Annotated in this window: 10 protein-coding genes, 1 other RNA gene and 1 pseudogene; all 12 read right to left on the bottom strand. The window is 70.2% G+C overall.

What is annotated here, in order from left to right; genetic code table 11:
* Positions 1-47 precede the first annotated feature (47 nt).
* The 12 genes and pseudogenes from ACIPV2_RS12340 to ffs all read right to left on the bottom strand — a co-directional run bounded on the left by ACIPV2_RS12340 (position 48) and on the right by ffs (position 15,078).
* Positions 48-1,121: an aspartate-semialdehyde dehydrogenase gene (locus tag ACIPV2_RS12340; protein WP_400841634.1), complete on the bottom strand. Its 1,074-nt coding sequence runs from the start codon at positions 1,119-1,121 to the stop codon at positions 48-50.
* Positions 1,122-1,256: 135 nt separating this feature from the next.
* On the bottom strand, positions 1,257-2,543 hold the full coding sequence (locus ACIPV2_RS12335; RefSeq protein WP_400841633.1) for an aspartate kinase: 1,287 nt from the start codon (positions 2,541-2,543) through the stop codon (positions 1,257-1,259).
* 103 nt (positions 2,544-2,646) lie between these two features.
* Complete coding sequence (locus tag ACIPV2_RS12330) at positions 2,647-3,657, bottom strand: DMT family transporter (protein WP_400841631.1); 1,011 nt, start codon at positions 3,655-3,657, stop codon at positions 2,647-2,649.
* Positions 3,654-4,247, bottom strand: coding sequence for a recombination mediator RecR (gene recR, locus ACIPV2_RS12325; RefSeq protein WP_071643765.1), 594 nt, complete (start codon positions 4,245-4,247; stop codon positions 3,654-3,656). The genes ACIPV2_RS12330 and recR overlap by 4 nt, the downstream gene beginning before the upstream one ends.
* Positions 4,247-6,781 carry a DNA polymerase III subunit gamma and tau gene (locus ACIPV2_RS12320; RefSeq protein WP_400841628.1) on the bottom strand — a complete coding sequence of 845 codons (2,535 nt, stop codon included), beginning with the start codon at positions 6,779-6,781 and terminating at the stop codon, positions 4,247-4,249. Before ACIPV2_RS12320 ends, recR begins: the two co-directional genes overlap by 1 nt.
* Before the next feature lie 49 nt (positions 6,782-6,830).
* A complete protein-coding gene (locus tag ACIPV2_RS12315) occupies positions 6,831-9,323 on the bottom strand; it encodes a glycoside hydrolase family 65 protein (protein WP_400841626.1) in 2,493 nt (830 codons plus the stop codon).
* A 26-nt stretch (positions 9,324-9,349) separates the two neighbouring features.
* Positions 9,350-10,090 (bottom strand): HAD family hydrolase, encoded by a 741-nt coding sequence (locus ACIPV2_RS12310; RefSeq protein WP_400841624.1) that lies wholly within the window; start codon positions 10,088-10,090, stop codon positions 9,350-9,352.
* Between the two features lie 63 nt (positions 10,091-10,153).
* Positions 10,154-11,419: an acetate/propionate family kinase gene (locus ACIPV2_RS12305; protein WP_400841622.1), complete on the bottom strand. Its 1,266-nt coding sequence runs from the start codon at positions 11,417-11,419 to the stop codon at positions 10,154-10,156.
* A complete protein-coding gene (gene pta, locus ACIPV2_RS12300) occupies positions 11,416-13,521 on the bottom strand; it encodes a phosphate acetyltransferase (protein WP_400841620.1) in 2,106 nt (701 codons plus the stop codon). The genes ACIPV2_RS12305 and pta overlap by 4 nt, the downstream gene beginning before the upstream one ends.
* Positions 13,522-13,572: 51 nt before the next feature.
* Positions 13,573-14,205 (bottom strand): hypothetical protein, encoded by a 633-nt coding sequence (locus ACIPV2_RS12295; protein WP_400841618.1) that lies wholly within the window; start codon positions 14,203-14,205, stop codon positions 13,573-13,575.
* A gap of 65 nt (positions 14,206-14,270) precedes the next feature.
* Positions 14,271-14,809 (bottom strand): annotated as a pseudogene (locus tag ACIPV2_RS12290) (rhomboid family intramembrane serine protease).
* 172 nt (positions 14,810-14,981) lie between these two features.
* Positions 14,982-15,078: signal recognition particle sRNA small type (gene ffs, locus ACIPV2_RS12285), an RNA gene on the bottom strand.
* Positions 15,079-15,135 lie beyond the last annotated feature (57 nt).

The raw sequence follows: 15,135 nt of genomic DNA, 5'->3' as shown, positions 1-15,135 counted from the left end.
CGCGGATTTCCGCCAGGCCGGGGCGCCCAGCGCCCCGGGTCAGCGGCTCAGAGCGCGGCCGGGGCGAGGCGGTTGGTGAGCTCCTCCGCGATCTGCACCGCGTTGAGCGCCGCGCCCTTGCGCAGGTTGTCGTTGCTGATGAAGAGCACCAGGCCCTTGCCCTCGGGCGCGGACTGGTCGGCGCGGATCCGGCCGACGAAGCTCGGGTCCTTGCCGGCTGCCTGCAGCGGCGTCGGCACCTCGTCGAGCACGACTCCGGGGGCGGATGCCAGTACCTCGCGTGCACGGTCGGGAGTGATGTCCTTGGCGAACTCGGCGTGGATCGACAGCGAGTGGCCGGTGAAGACCGGCACCCGCACGCAGGTGCCGGCGACACGCAGGTCGGGAAGGCCGAGGATCTTGCGGCTCTCGTTGCGGAGCTTCTTCTCCTCGTCGGTCTCGTTCTCGCCGTCGTCGACGACGGACCCGGCGAGCGGGATGACATCGAACGCGATGGGAGCGACGTACTTCTCCGGCGCCGGGAACTCGACCGCTGATCCGTCGTGGACGAGGCGCAGGGTGTCGCCCTGGGCGAGGACGCCCTCGACCTGGCCGAGCAGCTCCTCCGCGCCGGCGATGCCCGAGCCCGACACGGCCTGATAGGTGCTGACGATGAGACGCTCAAGCCCCGCCTCGGCGTGCAGCGCCTTCAGCACGGGCATCGCGGCCATGGTGGTGCAGTTCGGGTTGGCGATGATTCCCTTAGGACGCTCGTCCATGGCATCCGGATTCACCTCGCTCACCACGAGCGGAACCTCGGGGTCCATCCGCCAGGCGCTGGAGTTGTCGACGACCACCGCTCCCGCTTCGGCGAACTTCGCCGCGTACGCCCGGCTCGCGGTCGCACCGGCCGAGAACAGCGCGATGTGGATGCCAGCGACATCCGCCGTCTCGACGTCCTCGACGATCACGTCGACGCCGCCGAAGTCGATGGCGGTGCCGGCGGAGCGCGCGGAGGCGAACAGACGCAGCTCGCGCACGGGGAACGAGCGCTCGATGAGGATGTCGCGCATCACGGTGCCGACCTGGCCGGTCGCACCGACGATGGCGATCGAGAATCCGGAATCGGAGATACGGGTCATGGGGGGATCCTTGGCGTGCAGGCGATGCGCCAGGCTCAGCCCCCGGGTGCGGACGCTGCGCCTGGCACCGATGTCAGGGTTGCGGTGAGTCTATCCGGTCGCCGCCGGCTGCGGGTCCGGCATTTCGCGTGCGGGTCAGCGGCCGGTGCCGGCGTGCACGACGGCTTCGATCTCGCTGTCGAGACCGTAGGCGCTGTGCACGGTGCGCGCCGCCTCCGCGAGGTCGTCACCGCGGAGCACGACCGAGATGCGGATCTCCGACGTGGAGATCATCTCGATGTTGATGCCGCCGGCACTGAGCGCTTCGAACAGGATCGCCGACACACCCGAATGCGTCCGCATGCCGGCGCCCACGACCGACAGCTTGCCGATCTGGTCGTCGTGCAGCAGGTTCTCGAAGCCGACCTCGCTCTGCTCGGCGGCGAGCGCCTTGAGCGTCGTCGCGGCATCGGCCTTCGGAAGCGTGAACGAGATGTCGGTGCGGCCGGTCGATGCCGCAGAGACGTTCTGCACGATCATGTCGACGTTCGCCCCGGCCTTCGAGACGATCTTGAAGATCTCGGCGGCCTTGCCCGGCACATCGGGCACACCGGCGACGGTGATCTTGGCCTGGCTCAGGTCGGTGGCGACTCCGGCGACGATCGGTTCTTCCATGACTTCTCCCTCGGTGGCGCGCGGGTTCTTCATGCCCTCGCCCAGAACATACGTGCCCTCGGCCGACGAGAAGGTCGAGCGGGCGTGGATGAGCACGCCGTGACGGCGGGCGTACTCGACGGCGCGGATGTAGAGCACCTTGGCGCCGTTGGCGGCGAGCTCGAGCATCTCCTCGCTGGAGACGTGGTCGAGCTTGCGAGCACGCGGGATGACGCGCGGGTCGGCGGTGAAGATGCCCTCGACATCGCTGTAGATCTCGCAGACGTCCGCGTTGAGGGCCGCGGCGAGGGCGACGGCGGTGGTGTCGGAGCCGCCGCGACCGAGCGTGGTGATGTCGCGGGTGTCGCGGTTGAAGCCCTGGAAGCCGGCGACGATGACGATCGCCCCTTCGTCGAGCGCCTCGCGCAGGCGCACCGGGGTGACATCCACGATGCGGGCCTTGCCGTGATGCGAGTCGGTGATCATGCCGGCCTGGCTGCCCGTGAACGAACGCGCCTCGAAGCCCATCGAGTGGATCGCCATGGCGAGCAGCGCCATCGAGATGCGCTCACCGCTGCTGAGGAGCATGTCCAGTTCGCGCGGGGCGGGGATCGGGGCGACCTCGTGCGCGAGGTCGAGCATCTCGTCGGTCGTGTCGCCCATGGCGCTGACCGCGACGACGACGTCGTGACCGGCACGACGGGTGTCGACGATGCGCTTGGCGACGCGCTTGATGCTCTCCGCGTCGGCGACGGACGAACCGCCGTACTTCTGCACGATCAGGGCCACGATCACTCCCGGGGACGAAGGGCGGATCCGCCCAGGCACATTCTACAAATCACTCCCATGCCGCCTCACGCATGTGACGCCCGGCGGTCGCGGGCGGTCGCCGTCAGCGGCGGCCGTCGGAATCGGGTCGGTGCTCGGACCCGACCCCGAGGTCGGACACGATCGCCTCCGCCGTCTCGGCGGTGGTGATCGGACCCGTGGTCAGGTCGGAGGCGGATGCCCGCGGCCGCAGCCGCCCACCGGTCGCGGCGAACCAGCATCCGATCAGCACGATCGGGAAGCCGATCAGCAGCCCGGGCGTGAGCGGTTCGGCGAGCACGATGGCGCCGAGCACGACGGCGACGATCGGATTGACGTAGGTGAACAGCGGGGCCCGCACCGGCCCGACCTCGCGGATCAGGGCGAAGAAGGCGACGAACGCGAGGGCGGTGCAGACGATGCCGAGCAGAAGCAGCGACACCGTGGCGCGGATCGTCGGCACCTCGTGCTGGGTGAGCAGGGCCGCCGGCAGGTAGCCGATTCCGATCGCGAACAGCGCGAGCGTGATCGTGCCCAGCGAGGGCACGTCCTTCAGTTTGAGGGCGATGATGAAGGGGGCGATGGCGTAGAGCACCGCAGTGAGCAGGATCTCGGCGATGGCGAACGCGCTGCTCGGACCGTGGGGGAACAGCCCGGGGCCTGCCACGACCACGGCGACGCCGGCGAAACCGAGCAGCAGGCCCCCGAGCCTGACCGGCGCGAGTGCCGAGCGATCTCCGCGCAGCAGTGCGATGATCACGGCGAACAGCGGAACCGTCGACACGAGCAGCCCGGTGAGTCCGGATGGCAGCTGGGTCTCGGCGTGGCTGAGCAGCAGGAAGGGTCCGGCCATCTCGACGAGACCGAACGCGAGCACCCAGGGCCAGTGCTTCCAGGCCGCCCTCAGCGCGCCGCCGCGCAGCGCGAACGGCAGCAGGATCAGCCCGCCGAGCAGGGTGCGCCCGGCGACCACCGCGGGCGGCGAGAACGAGTGCACCGCCTCTTTGATGAAGAGGTAGGTGATGCCCCAGACGAACGCCATGATCGCGAACAGGATCCAGCCCCTGCGGCTGAATCCGGCGTGGTGAGCGCTCATAGGCGGCGACGGCCCTCGAAGGCCCGCCCCAGCGTCACCTCGTCCGCGTACTCGAGGTCTCCTCCGACGGGGAGTCCGGATGCCAGGCGCGACACGGTGATCGACATGCTGGTCAGCAAGCGGCTGAGGTAGCTGGCGGTCGCCTCGCCCTCGAGGTTGGGGTTCGTGGCGAGGATCACCTCCTGCACCGTGCCGTCGGCGAGCCGGGTCATCAGCTGCGCGATGCGCAGGTCGTCGGGACCGACGCCGGCGATCGGGCTGATCGCACCGCCGAGCACGTGGTACAGGCCGCGGAACTCGCGGGTGCGCTCGATGGCCGCGACGTCCTTGGCATCCTCCACCACGCAGATCAGTTCGGGATTGCGCCGGGGGTCGCGGCAGATCGCGCAGCGATCCTGCTCGGACACGTTGCCGCACACCTCGCAGAAGCGCACGCGCGCGCGCACCTCGGTGAGCAGCTCGGAGAGCCGTGCGACGTCGAACGACGGCGTCTGCAGGATGTGGAACGCGATGCGCTGCGCGGATTTGGGGCCGATTCCAGGCAGTCGACCGAACTCGTCGATCAGCTCCTGGACGATTCCGTCGTACATCAGTTGAACCTCGAGGGGGGCTGGTAGGGCTCTTCACGCAGGAACTTCGCACCGAGCACCTGCCGGATCACGGCTTCGCCGCGACGCTCGACGCCGTCGGAGCCCTGGGGGCGGCTCGGTGCCGGCGGCACCTCGCGGAGCGACGGGCGAGCGGGCGCCTGCTGCGACTTCGCCTCGGGGACCGCCGCCGGGGCCGCAGCGGCACCGCCGGTCTGTCCACGCGGCTCGTCGTACTCCGGGTCATAGGGCGGCTCGTCGTCATATGGCGGGTAGTCGTCCGGCGGCGGGGGCGCGTCGATGTCACCGTCATGCGGAGGCTGCGGCGCCGAGGAGGCGGCTTCGACCTCGGATGGCTCGTCGTCTACGGGAAACTGCGGCTGCGGTGCGCTCGACCCGGCGATCGGCGCACCTGCGCCGGGCGCGCCAGTGGCGACGACGGCGTCGGTCGCAGCGGTCTCGACCGGCATCGTCCCGACCGGGGCGGATGACGGAATGGGCGCGACGGCCCAGTCGGTGACCGCCGACGCCGCGGAACGGGTGCCGCCGGATGCCGATGAGCCGGCGCCCGATCGCGGCTGCGCCTCAGCAGCAGCACCGGAACCGCGGCCGGCACCACCGAGATCCTGCGGACCGCTCAGCGGGTTGGCCCAGCCGGCCGCGGGGGCGTCATCGTCGCCCCCGGCGGGGCGCGGCGGAGCTGCCCGGTGGCCGGCTCCGGTCGTCGCCGATCCCGCGTGCGTGGAGTCGGGTCGTGAACCTGTGGGAGCAGGACCGGTGGGTGCAGCAGGACCGGTGGGCACTGCCGCTCCCCCGCCGCCGGGCGGCAGCGGCGCCGGGCGGTACTTGACGGTCACGCCCAGCTCCTGCTCGATGGCCGTGCGGAGGTGGTCCGACGTGCTCTTGCCCGGCGTCGTGCCCTTGAACCGCGGCACATCGCTCGGGCTCGAGAATCCGAGGGTGAGCACCTCGGTGCTCGGGTCGAACGCGAGCGGCTGGATGCCGGTCACGATCAGCCACGAGGCGCGGCTGATGGTCTCGAGGCGGGTGAGCACGGCGGGCCATGCGGCGGCGATGCGCTCGAAGGTGACGGGACCGCTCACCGTGGGCACGACGGTCTCAGCAGCAGTCGCGGTGCCTGCCGCGTCTGCGGCGGACGCAGCGCGTGCCGGGGATGCGGCCGGCGCTGGGGACTCCTCCGGTGCCGATGCCGGCGCCTCGGCTGCGCGCGCGGGCTGAGGTGCCGCCGCGGCGTCGTCAGCCTTCTCGGCCGGCCGCGAGGGCGCGGCATCCGGCGACCTCGGAGCAACGGGACTCGACGCCGTGAGGTTCTCGACGATCACCGGCGAGACCGTGGGTGCCTCTGCGGGAGCTGCGGGTTTCGCGGGCGGGGTCTGAGCGGTCGCACCCTGCGGAGTGCCGGCACTGGCATCCCTCGGCGATCCCGCGAGCACGCGCGCGACCATCAGCTCCAGGTGCAGCCGCGGCGATGTCGCTCCGCTCATGTCGTCGAGCGCCTGGCTCACGAGGTCGGCGGTGCGAGAAAGGCGCGCGGCACCGAACGACGCGGCCTGCGCCTGCATGCGCTCCATCTCGTCGGCGGGAATGCCGCGCAGCACCGCGGACGCTCCGTCGCCCACCGCGTCGATGACGATCAGGTCGCGGAGGCGCTCGAGCAGGTCGTCGACGAAGCGGCGAGGGTCCTGCCCGGTCTGCACGACGCGGTCGACCGCCGGGAACGCCGTCGCTGCGTCTCCGGCGGCGAGCGCGTCGACGATCTCGTCGAGCAGAGCGGCATGCGTGTAGCCGAGCAGGGCGACAGCACGCTCGTAGGTCACGTTGCCCTCGTCTGATCCGGCGATCAGCTGATCGAGCAGCGACAGCGTGTCGCGGGGCGATCCGCCGCCGGCACGAACGACGAGCGCGAGCACACCCTGCTCGACCTGCACGCCCTCCTCGCCGCAGAGCTTCTCGATGTACTCGAGCATCGCCGCAGGCGGCACCAGCCGGAACGGATAGTGGTGCGTGCGCGAGCGGATCGTGCCGAGCACCTTCTCGGGTTCGGTCGTCGCGAAGATGAACTTCACGTGCGCCGGCGGCTCCTCGACCAGCTTCAGCAGGGCGTTGAACCCCTGCGGGGTGACCATGTGCGCCTCGTCGAGGATGAAGATCTTGAACCGGTCCCGACTCGGCGCGAAGGTCGCGCGCTCACGCAGGTCGCGCGCGTCGTCGACGCCGTTGTGGCTCGCCGCATCGATCTCGACCACATCGAGCGAGCCGCCGCCCGCACGGGAGAGCTCGACGCAGCTGGGGCAGACGCCGCAGGGCGTGTCGGTCGGACCCTCGGCGCAGTTCAGGCACCGCGCGAGAATGCGGGCCGACGTGGTCTTGCCGCAGCCGCGCGGGCCGGAGAACAGATAGGCGTGGCCGACGCGGTCACCGCGCAGCGCGGTCATGAGCGGATCGGTCACCTGCGACTGCCCGATCATCTCGCCGAAGGTCTCGGGCCGGTAGCGGCGGTACAGGGCTGTCGTCACCCGTCCAGCCTACGGCGTGCCACCGACATCAGCCCGCCCTCGGCGGGCGTCAGGCCTCGTAGGCGTCGATGATTGGGATCGTCGTCGTGGTCACCGGAAGCGAGACCGACAGGCGCGTGCCGTCGTCGCGACGGGCATCCTCGATGCCGCGCAGCGTCGGCCGCCCCGGACGCACCGGACCCTGACCCGCGAGCAGCACCGAGGCCGGCTCCCCCACCGCTGCGCGATGCGCGGCGCCGCGCACGGTGAAGTCGACGGCATCGCCCTCGCGCACCTCCAGGCGCAGCTGAGTCCGCGTGACGGTGACCTGCAGCTGCGAGCCGCGCCACTGCAGCGGATACGACAGCTCCGGCCAGTCGACGGGCAGACGCGGGTCGAAGCTCAGTTCGCCGTCATGGTCTCGCATGCCACCGAAGCCGCTGACGAGCACCGTCCACACGCCTCCCGCCGACGCCACGTGCACCCCGTCGGCCGCGTTGTTGTGCAGGTCGGCCAGGTCGACGTACAGCGCCTGCTCGAAGTACTCCCGTGCGAGATCCTGATAGCCCACCTCGGCCGCCATGATCGACTGCACGACCGCCGACAAGGTCGAGTCCCCCGTCGTCAGCGGGTCGTAGTAGTCGAAGTCGGCCAGCTTCTCCTCTTCGGTGAAGTGGTTGCCCTGCAGGAACAGCGCCAGCACGACGTCGGCCTGCTTGAGCACCTGGAAGCGGTAGATCACCAGCGGGTGGTAGTGCAGCAGCAGCGGGCGCATCTCCGCCGGCGTCCCCTCGAGGTCCCACACCTCGCGCTCCAGGAAGAACGCGTCCTGCGGGTGGATGCCCAGCGCCTCGCTGTACGGGATGTGGATCGCCTCGGCCGCTCGCGTCCAGGAATCCCGCTCGCCGTCGTCGAGGCCGGTGCGCTCGACGAGAGCCGCATACGCGGCGGGGTCGTTCACGGACATCTCACCGACGATGCGCGCGGCGAAGCGCAGGTTGTAACGGGCCATCACGTTCGTGAAGAGGTTGTCGTTGACGACCGTGGTGTACTCGTCGGGCCCGGTGACGCCGTGGATGTGGAAGGTCGAGTCGCCGTTGGTGCCGCGCCAGAAGCCGAGCGTCGCCCACAGGCGCGCGGTCTCGACGGCGATGTCGGCGCCCTCCCGGCGCAGGAAGTCGAGGTCGCCCGTGGCGCGCACGTACTTGCCGAGGGCGAAGCTGACGTCGGCATTGATGTGGTACTGCGCGGTGCCGGCGGCGTAATAGGCCGAGGCCTCCTCGCCGTTGATCGTGCGCCACGGGAACAGCGCGCCCGCCTCATTGAGCTGGGCTGCGCGCCGACGGGCGGCCGGAAGCATCATCACGCGCGCACGCAGGGCGTTCTTCGCCCACTGCGGCGACGTGTAGGTGAGGAACGGCAGCACGTAGATCTCGGTGTCCCAGAAGTAGTGCCCGCTGTAGCCCGAACCGGTCAGGCCCTTCGCGGCGACACCGTTCCCGTCGGCGCGGGACGCCGCCTGCGCGAGCTGGAACAGGCACCAGCGCGTCGCCTGCTGCAGGTCGTCGTGACCTGAGATGCGCACGTCGGAGCGCGCCCAGAACGCATCGAGCCACTCGCGCTGAGAGCCGAACAGGGCATCCACCCCTTCCACCCCGACGCGGTCGAGCGAACGGCGGCAGCGGTCCACGAGCTCGCGAGGCGGCACGCCGCGCGAGCTGTGGTAACTGACGATCTTGTCGATCCTGATCGGCACACCCGCCTTCGCCTGGATCCGGAAGACGTTCTTCGCGATGTCGGGCTCGACGAGCGTGCGAGCGCTGTACTCGTTCTCGGTCTCGATGAGGTGATCGGCGACGACCGCGAGGGTCATCCCCGAGTCCGAGACGCGGTAGGACAGCGCCGAGCGCAGACCGTCCTGCCAGTACTCCACGGGCTGCAGCACGCGCTCCGTGATCCTCTCGGCCTTGCGCGGGTCGAAGCCCGCCTTGCCGTCGCCCTTGCCCGCCATCGGGTCGCCGGCGTAAATGCCGGCGCCGTCCTGCCGGTTGACCATCTGGCAGCTCACCGTCACCGGCGCGTCCGCGTTCTCGACGGTCAGCTCCAGGCGCAGCACGGCGAGGTGACGCTCCTCGAAGCTCACCATGCGCTCGTCGCGCATGCGCACGCGCTTGCCCGACGGCGTCATCCAGACGACATTGCGCTCGAGCACACCGGTGCGCATGTCGAGCGCGCGTGAGTACTCGTGCACCTCCATCTCGTCGAACGAGAGGGGCTCGTCGTCGATGTAGACGCGCATGATCTTGGCGTCCGGCGCGTTCACGATCGTCTGCCCGACCTCCGCGAACCCGTAGGCCTGCTCGGCGTGGCGGATCGGCCACGTCTCGTGCAGTCCGTTGATGAAGGTGCCGTGCTCGTGGGCGCCGCGTCCCTCGATGTGGTTGCCGCGCAGGCCGAGGTATCCGTTGCCGACGGTGAAGACGGTCTCGGAGACCCCCTCCTCGTCGTAGCGGGTCTCGATGAGACGCCAGGGGTCGACGGGGTAGCGGTCGCGATCGATCATGCTCTCTCCGAAAGCGTGTGAGGGGGTCAGTTCTGCGCTTGGATGAGCAGACGGGCAAGATCATCGACGATACAGGTCGCGCCCGCCTCGCGCAGAGCCGCGCCGCCTGCGCCGCGATCGACTCCGACCACATCGCCGTATCCGGCGGCTGCTGCGGAGGCGACGCCGGACACGGCGTCCTCCACGGCGATGGCCGCAACAGGATCGACGCCCAGCATCCGCGCGCCGTCGAGGAACATGTCGGGTGCCGGCTTCGATGCGAGGTGGTCGCGCTCGGCGACGAGGCCGTCGACGACGACGCGGAAGAAGTCGCGGATGCCGGCGCTGGCGAGCACCTCTCCGGCGTTCTTGGAGCTCGACACGACGCCCATCGGCACGCCGGCGTCGCGCAGGCTCTCGAGCAGCGCGAGCGAGCCCGGGTAAGGGGCGATGCCCTCGCTGCGCAGCACGGCGATGAACGCGTCGTTCTTGCGGTTGCCGACCCCGCACACCGTCTCGGCCTCGGGTGGGTCGGTGATCTCGCCCCAGGGGAGCTCGACGTTGCGGCTGCGCAGCAGGCTCGCGACTCCGTCGTAGCGCTTCTTGCCGTCGACGTACGCGAAATAGTCCTCGTCGGTGTATGCCGGCTCGATGCCCCAGCGCGCGAAGACCTCGTCGAAGACCTTCTTCCAGGCGCGCATGTGCACCTCGGCGGTGGGGGTCAGCACACCGTCGAGGTCGAAGAGCACGCCGGTGGTGCGGTGCAGATCGGGGAGAGCGTCAGACATGGGTCCTCCTTGGTCGGACGGGCTCATCCAGCCTAGTGAGAGTGGGATGCCGCGAGTGCGCCCTCAGATGGCGGACAGGGTCTGCCGCGCGATCTCGAGCTCCTCGTCGGTGGGGACCACGAGCACCTCGACGGACGAGTCGTCGGAGGAGATGCGCCGGATGCCGCGCCCGCGCGATCCATTGCGCTCCGCGTCGACCTCCACGCCGAGGAATCCGAAGGTCGCGAGCGCATCCGCGCGCACGTCGACGGCGTTCTCGCCGACGCCGGCGGTGAAGACGATGACATCCACTCCGCCGAGCTGCGCGACGTAGGCTCCCAGGTAGGCGCGCAGCCGGTGCACGTACACGTCGTAGGCGAGCGTCGCCGCCTCCTCCCCCGCGGCGCGGCCGGCGAGGATGTCACGCATGTCGCTGCGTCCGGCGAGGCCCAGCAGGCCGCTGCGCTTGTTGAGCAGATCGTCCAGCCCATCCGTGCCGAGTCCGCACCGGCGCGACAGGTGGAACAGCGCCGCCGGGTCGATGTCGCCGGTGCGGGTGCCCATCACGAGACCTTCGAGCGGGGTGAAGCCCATCGACGTCTCGACCGACCGGCCGCCGTCCACGGCGGTCATGGATGCCCCGTTGCCGAGGTGCAGCACGATCTGACGCAGCTGCGCGAGGTCGCGCCCGAGGAAGGCTGCGGCGGCCTCGGAGACGTACTTGTGGCTGGTGCCGTGGAAGCCGTAGCGGCGGATGCGGTGCTCACGGGCAGTGGCGGCGTCGAGCGCGTACGTGTACGCCGCCGGCGAGAGGGTCTGGTGGAACGCGGTGTCGAAGACGGCCACGTGAGGCACGTCGCGGAACGCCGCGCGCGCCGCCCGGATGCCGGCCAGGTTCGCCGGGTTGTGCAGCGGCGCCAGAACGCTGAGGTCGTCGATGTTGATCTCGACCAGAGAAGTGATCACCGTCGGCTCGAAGAACCGCGCGCCCCCGTGGACCACGCGGTGGCCGACGGCGACGGGCGGGTGGTCGTCGAGATCGGGTCCGTGCTCGGCGAACTGGGCGAGCATCACGGCGAACGCCTCGCGGTGGTCGGAGATGGGCCGCTCTTCCGAATGACGCACGTCGAGGACGGTGGGCGCCGGCTCGCCCGGTTCGGCGGTGACCCGGGCGGTGTGGCTGATGATCCCGGAGCCCTGCCCGATGCGCTCGATGAGCCCGCTGCCCAGCTCGAGCTCGCGAGACGGATCGATGAGGCTGTACTTCAGCGACGACGAGCCGCTGTTGATGACGAGCACGGCCCCCTGCGACATCTCATCGCTCCGATGACTCGACGCGGCGCTGCTCATGCCTGTTCTCCCTGGGCCTGGATCGCGGTGATCGCGACGGTGTTCACGATGTCGTCGACGAGCGCGCCGCGCGACAGGTCGTTGATCGGCTTGTTGAGACCCTGCAGCACCGGTCCGATCGCGACCGCGCCGGCCGAGCGCTGCACGGCCTTGTAGGTGTTGTTCCCGGTGTTGAGGTCGGGGAAGACGAACACCGTGGCGCGTCCTGCCACCTCCGATCCGGGCAGCTTCGCCTTCGCCACCGCCGCGTCGGCGGCCGCGTCGTACTGGATCGGCCCTTCCACGGGCAGGAGGCGATCCCGCTCGCGCACCAGGGCCGTGGCCGCGCGCACCTTCTCGACGTCGGCGCCCGAGCCCGACTCGCCGGTCGAGTACGACAGCATCGCGACGCGCGGGTCGATGCCGAAGCGTCGGGCGGTCGCCGCCGAGGAGATCGCGATGTCGGCCAGCTGCGTGCTGGTCGGGTCGGGGATGACTGCGCAGTCGCCGTAGACGAGCACGCGGTCGGCGAGCGCCATGAGGAAGACGCTCGAGACGACCTCGACGCCGGGCTTCGTCTTGATGATCTCGAAGGAGGGCCGGATGGTGTGCGCCGTGGTGTGCGCGGCGCCGGAGACCATCCCGTCGGCCAGTCCGAGATGCACCATCATGGTGCCGAAGTACGACACGTCGGTGACCGTGTCGGCCGCCTGCTGGAGCGTGATGCCCTTGTGCGCGCGCAGCCGTGCGTATTCCTCGGCGAACCGCTGCACGAGCGCCGGGTCGGTGGGGCTGAGCACCTGCGCCGCGGAGATGTCGAGTCCGAGCGCCGCGGCACGGGCACGCACAGGTGCCTCCTCGCCGAGGATGGTGAGCTCGGCCACCTCGCGCGCGAGCAGGATGGATGCCGCCCGCAGGATCCGATCGTCGTCGCCTTCGGGAAGGACGATCCGCTTGCGCTCGCTGCGCGCCCGCTCGATGAGCCCGTACTGGAACATCAGGGGGGTGACGACCGTCGACTCGGCCAGGCCCATCTCGTCGGTCAGCTCGGAGATGTCGACGTGCTTCTGGAACAGCTCCAGCGCGCTCTGGTAGCGCTGCGCTGATTCGGGGCTCATTCGGCCTCGCGAGCCCATGATCCGCACCGCCGTGTCGAAGGTGCCGAGATCGGTCGCGATGATGGGCACGAGCAGCTCGAATCCGTCGATCAGCTGCAGGATCGGATCGGGCAGCTCGAACGGCCCGTTCAGCACGATGCCGGCGAGGTCGGGGAACGTGCCGGATGCTGCGGCGAGCACCGTGGCGAGCAGCGTCTCGGTGCGGTCGGCGGCGATCACGACCACCGCCCCCTCGGTCAGGCGCGGCAGCACGTTGACCATCGACATGCCCGCGATCACGATGCTGTACGCCTCGCGCTCGAGCAGCTCGTCACCGCCGCGCACGAGTCGCCCGTCGACAGCGCGCATGATCCCGCGCATGGAGGGTGCGACGAGGGACCGCTCCTCGGGGATGGCCCACACCGGGGTGCGGCCGTCTTCGATCAGCTCGATGATCTCGGCCAGCTCGCCGGACTCGGCGCGGTTGACGACGAGAGCGAACAGCTCCGCTCGCTCAGCGGCGAGCTCGGCGATCGCGAGGGCGGCGATCTGCTGCACCTGCCCGGGGGTGCGGGCGGTTGTCGTGCCCAGCTGCTCGGCCTGGTTCTGGCTGTCGCGTCCCGAGAGGACGAGCATCACGGGGACGCCGAGGTTGGCCGCGATCCTCGCGTTGTAGCCGAGCTCGGCGGGCCCCGCCACATCGGTGTAGTCGCTGCCGACGACGATGACCGCGTCGCACTGCGCCTCGACGGCCTTGAAGCGCGCGACGATGGTGCCCAGGGCTGCGTCCGCGTCGTGCCGCACGTCGTCGTAGGTGACGCCGATGCAGTCCTCGTACTCGAGGTGCACGCCGTCATGCGCCAGCAGCAGCTCGAGCACGGTGTCGCGCTCATCGGCGGAGCGGATGATGGGCCGGAAGACGCCGACACGCGGTGAGACGCGCATCACCGCGTCGAGCACGCCGAGCGCGATCGTCGACTTGCCCGTGTGTCCTTCGGCAGACGTGATGTAGATGCTGCGTGCCACAGGACCAGCCTAGTGACCGCCGCCCTGGGTCCCTGACCCTGTCTGGGTCCCTCACCCTGTCTGGGTCCCTGACCCTGTCTGGGTCCCTGAGCCTGTCTGGGTCCCTGAGCCTGTCTGGGTCCCTGAGCCTGTCGAAGGGCACGGCCCGGACAGAGCATCCACCACAGCGGCGGCGTCGTCGGCGAATCGGGCGTAGTGCTCGGGGTCCGCGTTGATCTGCACGCGGTTGATGGCGTGCGACGGCTGGAGAGTCTGCCAGTCGGGCACGCGCCGGAGTCGGGTGAAGAACATCGACGATGCGGTGACCGGATCCATCCGCTCGGCGGCGCTTCCCCACCAGTCCTGCTGCTGGGACAGTCCGATGCTCGTCGTGCGACTGCCGTCCGGGTTCACCACCCCCGACGTCTCCCAGTCGCCGTGATCGAGGTTGCGCAGAGAGCTCTCGCCCATCGCCGCCATGACGCCGACGATCTGACCGTCGCGCGCGAACCCGAGCTCGCGTGCGGTGCGCACGACCGTCGCGGCGTTCTCGAGCTGCTCGCCGTGCCACCCGCTCACTCCGAACGCCGGGTACGCCTCCGGCTGATCGAGGCAGTAGCCCTCGGCTCGTGGAGCGGTGATGAGGGCGAGAATCGCCAGAAGACCGGATGCCAGAACCGCGACCCCCGCGGTGACCGCCGCCACCCTGAGCCCTCGCCGCCGCTGTGCGCGCGCCCGCGAACGCGTTGTGCGACCCGCGCGGCGAGCGCTCACGATCGCACGGGGGCACGCGTGCCCCCGGCAGACCGCCGCGCGGCCAGTGCCGCGACGCCGCCGCCGACCGCCCCGAACAGATGCGCCTGCCATGACACCCCGGTGCCGGCGCCGAAGATGCCGGTGAGCACGGTCGTGCCGTACAGCACGATGACGATGAGGGCGATCGCCGCGTAGGCGATGCGGTGCGACATACGGCCGGGTGCGAACACCCGCAGCACCGTGTAGCCGAAGTACCCGAACACGAGCACCGATGCGCCGACGGTGAGCGTTCCGGGGCGTTGAGCAGCCACGTGCCCGCTCCGCCGACGACGGCGATGATGCCCGTCACCGCCCAGAAGCGCTTCACGCCCTCCACCGCCACCAGGCACCCGAGCACGAGCAGCGGGAGCGAGTTGCTGATCAGGTGCGCCCAGCCGGCGTGCAGCAGCGGGCCGAGCACGAGACCGGGAAGGCTGGTGAGGTCCCAGGAGCGCAGTCCCCACCCGGTGAACGACCCGGGCAGCACCGCGTCGAGCAGCTGGATGGCCCACATCACGGCGAGCAGCGCCACCGGCGCGAGAAAGCGGCCGGCTGACGAGGAGCGCGGAGCGGATGCAGCGGGGGCGGTCACAGGTCGATCCTCGCAGGGCATCCGGTGAGAGAGCCGAGGGTCGGGGCGACGCTGACCGCGCGAGCAGTCCGCTCGCAGAAGTCCGCTCGGGAAGAGAAAAGACCCTCCGCGCACCCGACAGAGCCCGGTTGCCCTTGCTACGTTTCCGTCCTGGGGGAATTGGCCTGGGTGTCGTCACGCGGAGAGCCGTTGACGAGTCTACCCGAACGCGGACCGGCGCTCGAACAGCAGCTCGGTATGCCTAGGCT

The sequence above is a fragment of the Microbacterium sp. NPDC089987 genome (genome assembly GCF_044748505.1).
GTDB lineage: Bacteria > Actinomycetota > Actinomycetes > Actinomycetales > Microbacteriaceae > Microbacterium.
The sequence above is the reverse complement of the archived record's forward strand: the minus strand, read 5'-3'. Positions and strand labels throughout refer to the sequence as shown.

Excerpts from the sequence above, each read along its gene's own strand:
- ACIPV2_RS12340 (WP_400841634.1), bottom strand. The coding sequence starts at position 1,121 with ATGACCCGTATCTCCGATTCCGGATTCTCGATCGCCATCGTCGGTGCG.
- ACIPV2_RS12330 (WP_400841631.1), bottom strand. The coding sequence starts at position 3,657 with ATGAGCGCTCACCACGCCGGATTCAGCCGCAGGGGCTGGATCCTGTTC.
- recR (WP_071643765.1), bottom strand. The coding sequence starts at position 4,247 with ATGTACGACGGAATCGTCCAGGAGCTGATCGACGAGTTCGGTCGACTG.
- ACIPV2_RS12315 (WP_400841626.1), bottom strand. The coding sequence starts at position 9,323 with ATGATCGATCGCGACCGCTACCCCGTCGACCCCTGGCGTCTCATCGAG.
- ACIPV2_RS12310 (WP_400841624.1), bottom strand. The coding sequence starts at position 10,090 with ATGTCTGACGCTCTCCCCGATCTGCACCGCACCACCGGCGTGCTCTTC.
- ACIPV2_RS12305 (WP_400841622.1), bottom strand. The coding sequence starts at position 11,419 with ATGAGCAGCGCCGCGTCGAGTCATCGGAGCGATGAGATGTCGCAGGGG.